The organism is Afipia broomeae ATCC 49717 (genome assembly GCF_000314675.2).
GTDB lineage: Bacteria > Pseudomonadota > Alphaproteobacteria > Rhizobiales > Xanthobacteraceae > Afipia > Afipia broomeae.
Map to the genome: position 1 here is coordinate 375,916 of NZ_KB375284.1, position 14,024 is coordinate 389,939.

The following is a 14,024-nucleotide window of genomic DNA, read 5'->3' on the forward strand; positions in this document are numbered from 1 at the left end:
CTCATTCAGCCTCGATGGCTACACCTCTCGCTCCCCAGTTCGTGAAACGAACTGCGGCGGCGGCGAGGATACCCAGCAGGATCATGGACACAGCCGCCAGCCAGAAGAAATTCGTGCTGACTGCACCATGTGACGTCAGCCACCAGCCGCCCGCCATGACGAATACAAGCCGCGCGGTCTGTGCGAGCACCGGCCCGATCACGCGCGCGGCGCCCTGTGAAGAGAAATAAAGCGAAATCGCAAGGCCCACGAAAGCGAGAAACGGCCCGACGATCGACAGATATTCATGGCTCGCAGCCCGCACGGCGGCATTGTCAGTAAAAATGTTCACCCAAATGTCCGGGTTGAGAGCGAAAAACCCGCCAAAGAAGCCGACGGCCACAAACGACACACCGCCGGCCGTCCAGGCAATCCGCCGCGCCCGGGCGATGCGGCCGGCTCCGATCGCCATGCCGATCATTGGCACCGAGGCGATCCCCACAGCGAACGCCAGCGACGTCAGCATGAATTCCAGCCGTGCGCCGATGCCGTAACCCGCGAGAACCTCGGTCCCGAAATTCGCCAGCAGGTGCGTGAAGATCGTCACCGTCAGCACGATCTGCAGGGGCGAGAAACAGGAAATCGCTCCGACCTGCAGGATGTCGTAGAACATCGTGCGCTGAAACCGGAAGCCGCTGAAATTCAGTTTCACGCGGCTACGGCCTGACAGCAGATACCACGCCATGATGCCGACACCGATCGAAAACGCTATCAGCGTGCCGGCCGCAACGCCGCGCATGCCGAACTGCGGCACCGGCCCCAGGCCAAGACCAAGCACGCCGCCGAACAGAACCTGAAAGAACGCCGAGTTGAGAATGATCGCCGACGGCAGCTTCATGTTGCCGGTTCCGCGCAGCAGCGCCGCCAGCGTATTCATGATCCATGGCAGCACGGCGCCGCCGAAGAAAATCTGCGAGTAACCGATGGCCTCGCTCAGAACACGGCCCCTGCCGCCGAGCGCGGAAAACAGATACGGCCCGAAGATCAGCATCCCGATCATGAAGGTCAGGCCGAAACAAATGCCGATCATTAGCGCGTGCACGGCAAGCGCGGATGCCCGCTCGGCATTGTTGGCGCCCAGCGCGCGTGCAATGGCGGATGCAACGCCGCCGCCCATCGCGCCGCCGGACATGGTCATCATCAGAATGACAAACGGGAACACCAGCGCCATCGCCGCCAGGGGTTCGACGCCCAAGCGGCCGATATAGGATGTCTCAGCGATCGCGACGCAGGTTCCGGCGGTCAGCGCGACCACATTGGGAGCAGCCAGTTTCAACAGCGTCGAGAGGATTGGCCCATCGAGCAGCGGGTTTTTAACGGGACCTTTGACAGCAGGCAGCGGCGGTTTTTCGTCCGTCTGCACGACAGGAATTTCAGCGGCCCCAAGTTCGGACATATCGTCTCCCGAGCGGAAATCTTTTTGTTTTGAGAGAGCGCCGCCCTGTCAAAAAATCCATAGCATCAAATTTGCAGGGCACAACGCGCGCTTCACGCATGGCGCCTACACACCCTGAAAACCAGCGAACTAAGCCGCACTGATGATCTGCGCGGCATCGGCCATCGCCAATGGCCGATCACCGAGCAGCCGGTCGGCGATCGCCTCATCGCGTCCGTTCGAGAGAACGGCAAACGGGTCCTGCGCCGTCAGGCGGTGGTCGACAACGAGACGCGACAGCAACAGCCGGCGGGCGTCGCCGCGCATGGCGTGAATCCGGCTGCCCTCCCAGGCGAACGTGACCGCGCTGGCGACATGATAAAGCGTGCTGGTGGCGCGGCGCGCTTCGGCTTCGTTCTCCGAACGCCCGGCCACGTCGCGGGCAAAGCCGATCGCCTTGTCCGTCAGGTGATGAAGCCGGTCGCGCCAGACTTTCGGAATGCCGGGCGCATCGTCGATCCGCGCATGCAGATCGGCGCCCAGCGCAGCTTCTGCTCCGTGACGGCCGACCGCACGCTTGAGCGTATCGAGCGCAACGATATTGCCGGTGCCTTCCCAGATCGAGCCGAGATGCGCGTCGCGCAATAGCCGCGGCGTCGCGAACTCTTCGATGTAACCGATGCCGCCGCGCATCTCCATTGCCTCGCCGCAAACCTTTCGGGCATCGCGCGTGGCGCGATACTTCAGCGTCGGCGTCAGCACGCGCAGCAATGCCGCGGCGTCCTGACTGCCGGCTTCGGCGCGATCCAATCCATCGGCCGTGACGAAGCTCATCGACACCGCCTGCTCGGTTGCGAGCATGATCTTCATCAACTGCCGGCGCGCCAGCGGCATATCGATAATGCGGCGGCCAAACACCACGCGGTTGTTGGCAACCGTATTCGCATCATGGTGCGCGCGCCGCATCAATGCCGCCGACTTGACGCCGTTGGACAGCCGCGACCAGTTGACCATCTCGGCCATCTGCACGAAGCCGCGATCGAGCCGGCCGACAGCGTAAGCAATCGCACCTTCAAGCTTGATCTCACCCGACGCCATCGAGCGGGTGCCGAGTTTGTCCTTGAGGCGGACGATGCGGTAGTGGTTGGGCGAACCATCGTCGAGTTCACGCGGCATGAGATACAGGCCGACGCCCTGGGTGCCGCCGACCGCGCCTTCCGGCCGCGCCAGCAGCATCACCATCTTTGCATCGGCGTTCGAGCAGAACCATTTTTCGCCGTAGAGCCGCCAGTGACCGTCGTCCTGCACCGCTCTGGTGGTCAGCTTGCCGACGTCCGAACCGCCCTCCTTCTCGGTCATGAACTGGCCGCCCTGGGTCAGCTTTGACATGTCGGTTTGCGTGAGGCCGTCGAGATACTTTGCTTTCAGCGCGCCGTCGCCGAACCGCGACAACAGACGCGCCGCGCCGTCGGTGACATTGATCGGACAGCCAAGCCCGAACTCGGCCTGATTGAACAGAAACGTGAAGGCGTGCTTGGCGACGGCCGGATAGGTGTCGGCCCAGCCGAGAATGCCCTTGCGATGCGACATCGCGTGGATGCCGAATTCGCCATAGGCGGCGCGCTCGAGCTCGCGATAGGCCGGATGATACTCGATCCATTGCCGGTCGTTGCCGAAGCGATCGCGCTGATGCAGCACCGGACCATGCTTGTCGGCGAGGCGCGCGCATTCATCGAGATGACCACCAGCGAGCGAGCCAAGCCGGTCTAGATGGGGCTCGATGTGTTGAAACAACGCGGCGGGAAGATGAATGCGCAGCAGATCGGCGAGGATCGGATCGGCGCGATAGAAATTCATGCCCGACGTGTCGGGCGCGATCAGACCGAACCCGGATGTCGAAGCTGATGTCTCAGCGGGCGGAGTTTTTGCGGCTGCAACCATGGCGTTTTCACCCCTGCCGGGATCGCTCCCGTTGTTTTCAGGAATGATCCGGTATTTGGATGCCCGCGGCAAGCTGGCCGGAAGCCAATGGCGGCATGGGTGAAATGTGCCGCGAGGGGACGTAATTCGCAGAGCGGAACCCGGCCGCTAGGTCCGGAAATGCTTCGAGAGCTTCAGGCCCTGACCCTGATAATTCGATGCGATGCGCTGGCCATACAGCGCATCGGGGCGCGACAGCATCTTTTCATACACAAGACGCCCGACGATCTGGCCGTGCTCGAGAATGAACGGCACTTCGCGCGAGCGCACTTCCAGCACCGCGCGCGAGCCCTGCCCGCCTGCGCCTGCATAACCGAAGCCGGGATCGAAGAAGCCTGCATAGTGGACGCGGAATTCGCCGACCAGCGGATCGAACGGCACCATCTCGGCGGCGAAATCCGGCGGCACCTGCACCGCTTCCTTCGAGGCGAGAATATAGAACTCGCCGGGATCTAAGATCAGGCTGCGATCCGGCCGCGCGCGGATCGGCTCCCAGAACTCACCCACGGTGTATCCGGCACGGCGATCGACATCGACCACGCCGGTATGGCGTTTGGCGCGATAGCCGACAAAACCATCCGAGCCTTCACCGGACAGATCAACGCTTAAGGCCACACCGCCGGCGAGATCGGCTTCGTCGCTGTCGACCAGACGCTCGGCTTCATGCAGCGCCTCCAGTTCATCGCCATCGAGCAGAGGATGGCCCGTGCGGAAACGAATCTGCGACAGCCGCGATCCTTCGCGCAGCAAGACCGGGAAGGTTTTGGGACTGATCTCCGCATAGAGCGGGCCATGATAGCCTGGCGCGATCATGTCGAAGCGGCGTGTGCCGTCGGCGATCACGCGGGTGAAAACGTCGAGCCGGCCCGTGGAGCTTTTCGGATTCGCGGCGGCCTGAATGTTGGGCGGAAGCGCGAGGCTTTCCAAGAGCGGCACGATGTAGACGCAGTTGGTTTCCAGCACCGCGCCATCGGACAGATCGATCTCGTGCAGCTTCAACTCTTCGATACGGTCCGCCACCCGAATATCAGGACCGGGCAGAAAGCTCGCGCGAACCCGGTAGGCGACATTGCCCAGGCGCAGGTCGAGACTGGCGGGCTGGATCTGGCTTTCAACGAAGGGATATTCCGGCAGGATCAGGCCTGCATCGGCCATCGCCGCGATCATGCGGTCAGGCAGAATTCCTGTCGCGTCGGGGGCAAGTGTGAAGGCCACGGGGTAATCCTCGGCTATCGGCTGATCCAGCAAAACAAGCATTTTATCGGTTATCCGATGGGGTGCTTGACGGAAAGAGCATGCGGGATTAAGCCTAGGACTTATCCCGTGGTCATTTGAGCCGGCCGGCTTGCAGCCACGTTAAATAACTCGCTAAACAGGCCGGGGACAGTGTGATCCCGGCTTGTGGAAAGATTTTCCAGGCCGGTTTTTTTGTGTCCATCGCGAGGTGGCCACGATGGAGTGCACATGTCCGAGACCAAAACACCCGCGGCCAATGCTTCCCCAAGCAAGCCGCCATCCCCGACCCGCAATTATCGCCCGGAAACCCGCCTCGTGCATTCAGGCACGCTGCGCTCGCAGTACGGCGAAACCTCCGAAGCGTTGTTCCTGACGCAGGGTTTCATCTACGACACTGCCGAACAGTGCGAAGCGCGCTTCACCGGCGCGGACCCCGGCTTCCTGTATTCGCGGTTTTCGAATCCGACCGTATCGATGTTCGAGCAGCGCATGATCGAACTCGAAGGCGCCGAGGCCGCGCGCGCCACCGCGACCGGCATGGCGGCGGTCACCACCGCGATCCTCGCTCCGTTGAAATCAGGCGATCATGTGGTCGCAGCGAAAGCGCTGTTCGGCTCGTGCCGCTATGTCGTGGAAGATCTGCTGCCGCGCTACGGCATCGAATCCACGCTGGTGGATGGTCACGATCTTGACCAGTGGCAGAAGGCGATGCGCCCGAACACCAAATCGTGCTTCCTCGAAAGCCCGACCAACCCGACCCTCGATGTGGTCGACATCGGCGCTGTCGCCGAGATCGCGCATCGCGGCGGCGCGCGGCTGATCGTGGACAACGTGTTCGCCACACCGATCTGGCAAAGCCCGCTGACGCTCGGCGCCGACGTCGTGGTCTATTCTGCGACCAAGCACATCGACGGCCAGGGCCGCTGTCTCGGCGGCATCATCCTGTCGTCCGAGGCTTTCATTCAGGAGCACATCCACACGTTCCTGCGCCAGACCGGACCTGCGATGTCACCATTCAACGCATGGGTGCTGCTGAAAGGCCTTGAAACGCTGAGCATTCGCGTGAAGGCGCAAACCGAAAGCGCAGCGGCGATCGCCGATGCGTTGGCCAAACATCCGAAAATCTCGCGGCTGATCTATCCGGGCCGGGCCGATCATCCGCAGGCCGCCATCGTGAAGAAACAGATGCGTGCGGGTTCGACCCTGATCGGTTTCGAGGTCAAGGGCGGCAAGGCGGCTGCGTTCCGCATGCTGAACGCGCTGAAGCTGGCCCGGATTTCCAATAACCTCGGCGATTCCAAAAGCATCGTCACCCATCCGGCGACCACGACGCATCAGCGGCTGACGCCGGAGGCGCGCGCTGAACTTGGCATCAGTGAAGGCTTCATCCGCTTCTCGGCGGGACTGGAGCATAAGGACGACCTGATCGAGGATCTGAACGCGGCGCTGGAGAAAGCCTAAGACAGAAGCGCGCTGGATATTCCATGAGTACATTTTCGTTCCAGCAGGTCGATGTTTTCACCGGCAAGCGGCTCAAGGGTAATCCGCTTGCCGTGGTCATTGGCGCCGACGGACTTTCCGACGACGCCATGGCTTCGCTCGCGAACTGGACGAATCTGAGCGAAACCACCTTTCTCCTGAAGCCTACGACGGCAGAGGCCGATTATCGCCTGCGGATTTTTACGCCCTCAGGCGAGCTGCCGTTCGCAGGCCATCCAACGCTCGGCAGTTGTCACGTCTGGTTGAGCCTCGGGAATACTGCCGGGCAGGCGCATGTCGTTCAGGAATGCGGTGCGGGCCTCATCAAAATCAGGCGCGACGGGAACAGGCTGGCATTTGCCGCCCCTCCGCTGCGCCGGACCGGCGATGTCGAAAGCGACATTCTCGATCAGATCGCGCGCGGCCTGCAAATTCGCCGGGACGCCATCAAGGCGGCGCAGTGGATCGACAACGGCCCCGGCTGGGTGGCGGTGATGCTGACATCGCGCACGGAAATCCTGTCGCTGAAACCGGACTATCCGGCGCTTGGGAACCTGAAGCTCGGCGTGGTCGCGCCATGGGACCCTTTGCGCGACGGCAAGGACGCCTTCTTCGAGGTTCGCGCATTCATATCCAACCGCGCGACCGAAGACCCCGTCACGGGCAGCCTGAATGCCGGTCTCGCGCAATGGCTGATGTCCGCAGGACTTGCGCCCGCTGCATACGTCGCAAGCCAAGGCACCGTGCTTGGACGAGAGGGCCGCGTTTACGCCGCGCGTGATGGTCACGACATCTGGATCGGCGGCGAGACGCGGACGTGCATCGAAGGCAGGCTGACGATCTAAGCCTACATCGGCCGGAAGGTCATCACGTTGGCCGGAATGTTGACGCCGGCCTTCACCTGTCCGACCGACTTGATGATGGTGTCGCCGAGCAACTGGGCGAAGCACGCGTAGCCCCAGTCGTTCATGTGCAGGCCGTCGCCGATCACGAACTTGTCGAACGGCATTTTTTCGTCCTCGTGCCATTGCCGCATGACATCGAAGCGCGGAAACACCGAGATGTTCTTGAGCTTGGCGACATCGCCGAGCAGTTTGACCATCCGGCTCGCGTTCTCGGTTTTCTCGGCAACCGCCGGAACGTATTGCGGATCGATCAGTACGACATCGATCCCCCTGGCCTGAAGGCGCGCGATGCCGTCCTCCACCAGCGCAGCCGTCGCCGCGATGTCGCTGGCGTTGCCCTTGACCACGGCGTTGGTGCCGAGCTGCCAGATCACGAGATCAGGGTCTGCATCGAGAACGGCGACATCGAACCGCTTCATCATTTCGGGCGCATCCTGCCCGCCCATACCGCGATTGATGACACTGATGTCGGCGGTCGGAAACTTGCGGCGCAACTGATCCGCAAGACGGCTGGGATAATTGTAGGCCGCTGACGTGCCGAAACCGACCGTGGTCGATGAGCCGAAAGCGACGATGGTCACCGGCTCACCCGCAGCGATCCGCCGCGCAACGCGCGGCAGCGAACCCGGAACGTCCTTCAATCCCTTGGCGGGCAGACACGGCACGCGTGTGAGAATATCGCCGGCACCCTTGGCCACAGTCTTCGCCGCTTCGATAGCTTTTGTTCCGAGACCCTTCTGCTGGGGCGCGTCGGGCACCTGGGCTCGTACAGGGGAGACGGCGGGTAATCCCCACGTCATAGCGCCCGCCATGGCGGCAATCGCCAAACGACCATAAAAATTCATCAACGTTGAATCCTGAGCTCAGCCGGATTGATGCGCGACGCTTCCACGACCATCGCGGCCAGCGACCGGCCGATACAGTCATGCACACGCTTCGCCATTCCATATCCGTGGGCCGAACCGAAAAGATCAAAATCGCCGGCATCGCTCCAGTGACGCATGATCGAAAACCGGTCGAATATCGGCACTTCATGCTGCTGTGCGACGACCCGTATCGTATCGATATAGGGACCAACCGACAGCATCGTCTCCATACGTGGGTTGTATTGGAGATTCATCAAGAGCACATCGGGGCCTGCTTTCTGCAGTGCCTCAACCCCGCTATCCAACGCGGCGCGGAAATCGTCAGGATCAACCGCGCGTATCGCATCGACCGTGCCGGTCTGCCAGATCACCAGATCCGGCTTTTGATCCGCCGGCAGCTTGTCGATCATCTGGCCAAAACCCTGCGCGGCTTCCGCGGCTGTTTTCTTGGGCCGCAGGTCGGTCCTGACATTGACGGTGACGCCAGCCAATGCTTCGCGCAAGGCGGACTCCAAACGTGACGGATAAGACATGTTCGCACCGTCAGAGCCAGGTAGCGCTGAAGAGCCGCTGCCAACCACAAGGACATCCAGACGCTTCTTGGTCTTGATCGCGTTTGCGACCTTCGGAAGTGGGCTTTCCGTCGTCAGGAGATATGCGGGCACAGTACAGCCGGGACCGTCCTCGGCGCGCGCCGGAGCAGCCATCAGGACAGACGCGAACAGACCTGCAACCAGTAACGCTCTCATGACCCGCCTCCGGCGAGGTCGGCATCGGCATCAGCGCTTTTTGCGCGTTTGTCGCCCTTGCCTATTTCGCTCTTGTACCACGAAAATAGCCATGCGGCCGCTGACATGATGACAATCCCGGCGACGCTGACGAAGAAATGCATCCATGCTCCGCCGGACACTTCGGCCAGAACAAAATGACCCGCGAATGCGAGGAAGACGCCGAGACAGAATATCTCCAGAGAATGCTGACCACACCGGATCACCGGGCGAAGCCACGGCGATCTCAGACCCGGCCAATCCTTCGGAAGCACGCGGACCGTAATCGCCGCCAGCGCCAGAAAATGCACAAAGCGGAGAACATCGAGATCGGTCTTGTTGATCGGATACATCCAGCTTTCCAGCCAGCGCGGCATGAAAATGTTGAGCTGCGGAACGTGCCAGGTCAGCGTGACGCAGAACGCAAACACAAGATAGCCAATGCAGAGCCAGAGCGTAATGCGCGAGGACAGAATGCGCGCCATGCGCTTTGCGCCACCGAGCGCGCACCAGGCCCCGAATACGAACAGCAACTGCCAGGCGAACGGATTGAAAGCCCAGAAGCCGTTTGGATAAGCGGGAAGATACCAGTCGAATTGCCAGGTCAGGGCATAGAGCAGGACCGAGAGTGACAGCGCCAGATCCGCCTTGCGCTGCATCAGCCATATGATTCCCGGCAGGAAAATCATGAGCACGATGTAAAGCGGCAGCACGTCCATATTGACGGGCCGGAATTTCAGCAACAACGCCTGAACGATCGTGACGTCGGGCTGCTTGAGGAAATCCAGAATGCCCATTTCTTCCGCGTAGAGCGGGTTCTCGAACCGCGTCGCGATGTAAGAGATCTCTGCGAGATAGATTGTAAACAGGAAAACGTGCGCCACGTAGATTTGCCAGACGCGCTTGAAGATGCGCGCACTCGCCACCACGAAGCCGCGATCAAGCATCGCGCGGCTGTATACGAACGCCGCCGTGTAGCCCGAGATAAAAATGAAGATCTCGGTGGCGTCACTGAAGCCGTAGTTGCGGATGGTGAACCAGGTCAGAATGTTCGGCGGAAGATGGTCGATGAAGATCAGCCACAGCGCCATACCTCGAAAGAGATCGAGGCGCAGCTCGCGTTCGCCGGCGGCAACCGGAAGCGCAACGGCCTTTGCAGCAGGCGCTTTCGCAACAGCCTGATCGGTCATCTCGGTGGTCACGAGCGTCATCCGGTCAAGTCCGTTTCATCCGGTTCCATTCGAAGTGGCAGGCGCTTGTCATGATCCTACGGAAGATCAAACCGGCCCGCAAATTGCAAGCATTCCATTGGACCGGCGCCCGGAAGAATGCTGGATGGCAACGTTGTTGAAACAAAGATCGGTACGATGTCGTATCCTGGACAGGCCGCCGCAAGCATCAATTATTGGTGCCTACGCAAGGGATGAGAGGTCTGCTATTCTGCAACCCATTGTGGACGGACACCATGTATCGCGCCGTGACCCGCCAGATTGAAGTCATCGTCGAGCCGAGCTTCCTACCCGAACGCTCGTCGGCTGAAGACGGCCGTTTTTTCTGGGCTTACACGATCGCCATCGTCAATTCGGGGAGCGAAACCGTCCAGCTCAAGAGGCGTCACTGGATCATTACCGATGGCGCCGGCCGCAGCCAGGAAGTCAACGGCGAGGGTGTGGTCGGAGAACAGCCGGTACTCGAGCCGGGTGAACGGTTCGAGTACACCAGCGGGGTGCCGCTTCAGACACCCTCCGGATTCATGACCGGCAGCTATCAGATGGTAACCGAAAACGGCGAGCCGTTCGATATCGACATCCCGGCGTTCTCGCTCGACAGTCCGAGCTACAAGCGGACGCTGAACTAGAGCATCCATAAGCCAAAGGCGGGCAGCCGCGAGACCGGCCCAGCCTCTAGTCAGCCGCCCCCTGATTGGACACCGGCTCGACGCCTGCTTCATCCGGCGTAAACTCATATACCGAACTGCAGAACTCGCAGGTCACGACCACCTTGCCGTTTTCGACCATGTCGGCGCGATCCTGCGGGGTGAAACTTTTCAGCATTCCGGCCACGGCATCGCGCGAGCATGAGCACTGCGCGCGCACTGCCTGCGTCGGAAACACCCGGACTCCGCGCTCGTGAAACAGCCGGAACAGCAAACGCTCGCCCGAAAGATCGGGATCGATCAGTTCGACATCCTCGATGGTACCGAACAGCGACCGGCTCTCGGCCCACGCATCGTCTTCCGGCAGGTCATGCTTGACCGCGCCCTCGGGGGCATCGCCGGGGTGCAGGTCGGGCTGACGCGCGCGCTCGGGCGCCTTGGGCAGGAACTGCATCAGCATGCCGCCGCCGCGCCACCGGTGTTTCGGACCATCACCACTGCGGAATTCCTCACCGACCGCGAGCCGCACCCGCGTCGGAATCTGCTCCGAACGGAGGAAATATTCATGCGCGGCGTCTTCCAGATTGCCGCCTTCCAGCGCAACGAGGCCCTGATAGCGGCTCATCTCGGCACCCTGATCGATGGTCATGGCAAGATGCCCCTGGCCGAGCAGCGCCGCGGAGTCCTGGCCGGACTTCAGCCTGCTTGCATCGAAGCGCGCATAGGCACGCAGCCGGTTCGGCGCCTGAAAATCAACGACGATCATCGACACAGGACCATCGGTCTTGGTCTGCAAAATAAAGCGGCCATCGAACTTGAGCGTCGAAGCGAGCAGTGTTGTGAGCACGATGGCTTCGCCAAGCAGCTTGCCGACCGGAGCCGGATAGTCGTGCTTGGTCAAAATCTCATCGAGCGTCGGGCCCATCTTCGCCAACCGGCCGCGCACGTCCAGCGCGCTGACTTCAAAGGGCAGCACAGCATCATCCACCGGCGTTGCGGAGGGAGCACGGATTTGGCTTTCGAGAGTCATGTCGGACGCATTCTTTTCAAGGAAACGAATTGCCGCAGCGAAAAGCACAAACCATGACGGTCTGACTTCCGGCCCCAGGGCAATGATGGATCAAGCGAGGTGTCCGCACAATATAGGGTGCCTTGTTCCGCAAAAAAGGGAGTGGATCGGGAACACAAGCCAGCGGAGAAACCGCCGGAACGCCGCGAACAAGGGCTATTTCGCGCGGAGCACGACCCTTCGACAATCCGTTTTGTGATCAGGCCTAGCCGATCGCGTGCAGGCACCAGGCCAGAATGCCCTTTTGCGCGTGCAGACGATTTTCCGCCTCGTCGAACACCACCGACTGCGGGCCGTCGATCACTTCATCGGTGACTTCCTCGCCGCGATGTGCCGGCAGGCAGTGCATGAAGATGGCGCCGGGGTTGGCCAGCGACATCAGCTTCTCATTGACCTGATAGGGCCTCAGCACGTTATGGCGATGCTCGCCTTCCTTGTCGCCCATCGAGACCCAGGTGTCGGTCACCACGCAATCGGCGCCGCGCACCATTTCCTCGGGTTTGGTGCCGAGCACGACCGGCGCGTCTGCCGCCTTGATCCAGTCTTTCAGCAGCTTGTTGGGCGCCAGCTCCGGCGGCGTCGCAACACGAAGGTTGAATCCAAACCGCTCCGCGGCATGCGCCCACGACGCCAGCACGTTGTTGTCGTCGCCGGTCCAGGCCACCGTGCGTCCCTTGATCGGGCCGAGATGCTCCTCGAAGGTCATCACGTCGGCCATCACCTGACAGGGATGCGACCGCCGGGTCAGACCGTTGATCACAGGTACGGTTGCGTGCGCCGCGAGTTCGGCCAGCGCCTCGTGGTTGAGAATGCGGATCATGATCGCATCGACGAAGCGTGACAGCACGCGCGCGGTATCGGCGATGGTTTCACCGCGGCCCAACTGCATCTCAGCGCCGGTCAGCATGATGGCTTCGCCACCGAGCTGGCGCATGCCGACATCGAACGAAACGCGGGTGCGCGTCGACGGCTTGTCGAAGATCATCGCAAGCGTCTTGCCGTCCAGCGGCCTGTCGGAAATGTCCCCGGCCTTGCGCTTCTTCTTCATCGCCATGCTGGCGTCGAGGATCGTCCGCAAGTCCCTGGTCGGCACGTCGAACAGGTCGAGGAAATGTCGGGGAGACTTGCTCATCACACCGCCTCGCGCCGCGCGGGCGTTCGGGTCAGCTTGGCGCAAGCACGCTCGACACGTGACACCGCATCCTCGATCTCAGCCTCGGTGACGATCAGCGGCGGCAGCAATCGCACGACGTTCTCGCCGGCGCCGACGGTGAGCAGCTTTTCGCTGCGAAGCGCTGCGACGAGATCACCGGCAGGCACAACCGCTTTCAGGCCGATCAGCAGGCCATCGCCGCGGACTTCATCGACCACGTCGGGATAGCGGTCGATGATCGACGCCAGTTTCTGCTTCAGCAACAGCGACGAACGCTGCACATTCTCAAAAAACTTCGGCGCCAGCATCACATCGAGCACGGCGTTGGCTGCGGCCACTGCAAGCAGGTTGCCGCCGAACGTCGAGCCGTGGGTGCCCGGGGTCATGCCCGCAGCGGCAGCCGCCGTGGCCAGACACGCACCGATCGGAAAGCCGCCGCCAAGCGCCTTTGCCAGCGCCATGATATCGGGCTCAACGCCGGTCTTCTCGTAAGCGAAGAGGCTGCCCGTACGACCCATGCCGGTCTGTACTTCGTCGAATACCAGAACGAGCTTGTTGTCGTCGCAAAGCTGCCGCAACGCGCGGAAGAAAGAAGGGTCGGCCGCGCGCACGCCGCCTTCGCCCTGCCATGGCTCGATGATGACACCCGCCGTCTCGGGACCGATTGCCTTCTTCACGGCCTCAAGATCGCCGAGCGGCACCTGATCGAAACCTTCGACCCGCGGCCCGAAACCTTCGAGATATTTCTGCTGCCCGCCGGCCGCGAGCGTCGCAAGCGTGCGGCCGTGAAACGCGCCTTCAAACGTGATCAGCCGATACCGCTCCGGATGGCCGTTCACCGCCTGAAACTTGCGCGCCATCTTGATGCACGCTTCCATCGCCTCCGCGCCGGAATTGCAGAAGAACGCCACGTCGGCAAAGCTCGCGTCGCAAAGCCGCGTCGCCAGCCGCTCACCTTCCGGAATCGTGAAAAGGTTCGAGACGTGCCACAGCTTCGCGGCCTGTTCCTGCACGGCAGCGACCAGGTGCGGATGTGCATGACCGAGCGCATTCACCGCCACACCACTGGTGAAGTCGAGATAGCGGTCGCCATTGGTCGCGATCAGCCATGGCCCCTCGCCGCGCTCGAAAGCGACGTCGGCGCGGGCAAAAACCGGCAACATGTGAGAGTCGAGATGCGGTTTGACACTTTGGCTCATGGCGACCTGATCGATGGTGAGGGGTCAGCAGCGGCGCGACCGCATCAGCGCTCGTCGCTCAGTTGCCTGCCCCGGAAACG

Annotated in this window: 12 protein-coding genes and 1 riboswitch; of the genes, 3 read left to right on the plus strand and 9 right to left on the minus strand. The window is 61.7% G+C overall.

The window, feature by feature from the left end; genetic code table 11:
- Position 1: 1 nt before the first annotated feature.
- The 3 genes from HMPREF9695_RS21295 to HMPREF9695_RS21305 all read right to left on the minus strand — a co-directional run bounded on the left by HMPREF9695_RS21295 (position 2) and on the right by HMPREF9695_RS21305 (position 4,651).
- On the minus strand, positions 2 to 1,435 hold the full coding sequence (locus HMPREF9695_RS21295) for an MATE family efflux transporter (RefSeq protein ID WP_006022972.1): 1,434 nt from the start codon (positions 1,433 to 1,435) through the stop codon (positions 2 to 4).
- A 129-nt stretch (positions 1,436 to 1,564) separates the two neighbouring features.
- Entirely contained in the window at positions 1,565 to 3,355 is a 1,791-nt protein-coding gene (locus tag HMPREF9695_RS21300) for an acyl-CoA dehydrogenase family protein (protein ID WP_006022973.1), read from the minus strand.
- 147 nt (positions 3,356 to 3,502) lie between these two features.
- A complete protein-coding gene (locus tag HMPREF9695_RS21305) occupies positions 3,503 to 4,651 on the minus strand; it encodes a 2'-deoxycytidine 5'-triphosphate deaminase (protein WP_006022974.1) in 1,149 nt (382 codons plus the stop codon).
- Positions 4,652 to 4,707: 56 nt separating this feature from the next.
- Positions 4,708 to 4,787: riboswitch (SAM riboswitch) on the plus strand.
- Between the two features lie 71 nt (positions 4,788 to 4,858).
- Between HMPREF9695_RS21305 and HMPREF9695_RS21310 the strand changes: the two genes are divergently transcribed.
- Together HMPREF9695_RS21310 and HMPREF9695_RS21315 are read left to right on the plus strand one after the other, a co-directional pair.
- The gene (locus tag HMPREF9695_RS21310) at positions 4,859 to 6,091 is read left to right on the plus strand and encodes an O-succinylhomoserine sulfhydrylase (RefSeq protein ID WP_006022975.1); all 1,233 of its coding nucleotides are present in this window, start codon (positions 4,859 to 4,861) and stop codon (positions 6,089 to 6,091) included.
- A 23-nt stretch (positions 6,092 to 6,114) separates the two neighbouring features.
- Positions 6,115 to 6,954: a PhzF family phenazine biosynthesis protein gene (locus tag HMPREF9695_RS21315; protein WP_006022976.1), complete on the plus strand. Its 840-nt coding sequence runs from the start codon at positions 6,115 to 6,117 to the stop codon at positions 6,952 to 6,954.
- A 2-nt stretch (positions 6,955 to 6,956) separates the two neighbouring features.
- Here HMPREF9695_RS21315 and HMPREF9695_RS21320 read toward each other — a convergent pair whose 3' ends face one another.
- From HMPREF9695_RS21320 to HMPREF9695_RS21330, 3 genes are read right to left on the minus strand one after another with little or no spacing between them, the layout of a single operon-like run.
- A complete protein-coding gene (locus HMPREF9695_RS21320; RefSeq protein ID WP_051055056.1) occupies positions 6,957 to 7,814 on the minus strand; it encodes an SGNH/GDSL hydrolase family protein in 858 nt (285 codons plus the stop codon).
- A gap of 44 nt (positions 7,815 to 7,858) precedes the next feature.
- Positions 7,859 to 8,629 carry an SGNH/GDSL hydrolase family protein gene (locus tag HMPREF9695_RS21325; RefSeq protein WP_006022978.1) on the minus strand — a complete coding sequence of 257 codons (771 nt, stop codon included), beginning with the start codon at positions 8,627 to 8,629 and terminating at the stop codon, positions 7,859 to 7,861.
- Positions 8,626 to 9,858 (minus strand): OpgC domain-containing protein, encoded by a 1,233-nt coding sequence (locus tag HMPREF9695_RS21330; RefSeq protein ID WP_006022979.1) that lies wholly within the window; start codon positions 9,856 to 9,858, stop codon positions 8,626 to 8,628. Before HMPREF9695_RS21330 ends, HMPREF9695_RS21325 begins: the two co-directional genes overlap by 4 nt.
- A gap of 254 nt (positions 9,859 to 10,112) precedes the next feature.
- On the opposite strand from HMPREF9695_RS21330, the gene apaG reads away from it, so the two are divergent.
- Complete coding sequence (gene apaG, locus HMPREF9695_RS21335) at positions 10,113 to 10,505, plus strand: Co2+/Mg2+ efflux protein ApaG (protein ID WP_006022980.1); 393 nt, start codon at positions 10,113 to 10,115, stop codon at positions 10,503 to 10,505.
- A 46-nt stretch (positions 10,506 to 10,551) separates the two neighbouring features.
- Here apaG and HMPREF9695_RS21340 read toward each other — a convergent pair whose 3' ends face one another.
- The 3 genes from HMPREF9695_RS21340 to HMPREF9695_RS21350 form a co-directional block, all read right to left on the minus strand.
- Entirely contained in the window at positions 10,552 to 11,553 is a 1,002-nt protein-coding gene (locus tag HMPREF9695_RS21340; protein WP_006022981.1) for an Hsp33 family molecular chaperone, read from the minus strand.
- A 244-nt stretch (positions 11,554 to 11,797) separates the two neighbouring features.
- On the minus strand, positions 11,798 to 12,724 hold the full coding sequence (gene argF / locus HMPREF9695_RS21345; RefSeq protein ID WP_006022982.1) for an ornithine carbamoyltransferase: 927 nt from the start codon (positions 12,722 to 12,724) through the stop codon (positions 11,798 to 11,800).
- Positions 12,724 to 13,944, minus strand: coding sequence for an aspartate aminotransferase family protein (locus HMPREF9695_RS21350; protein WP_006022983.1), 1,221 nt, complete (start codon positions 13,942 to 13,944; stop codon positions 12,724 to 12,726). The genes argF and HMPREF9695_RS21350 overlap by 1 nt, the downstream gene beginning before the upstream one ends.
- Positions 13,945 to 14,024 lie beyond the last annotated feature (80 nt).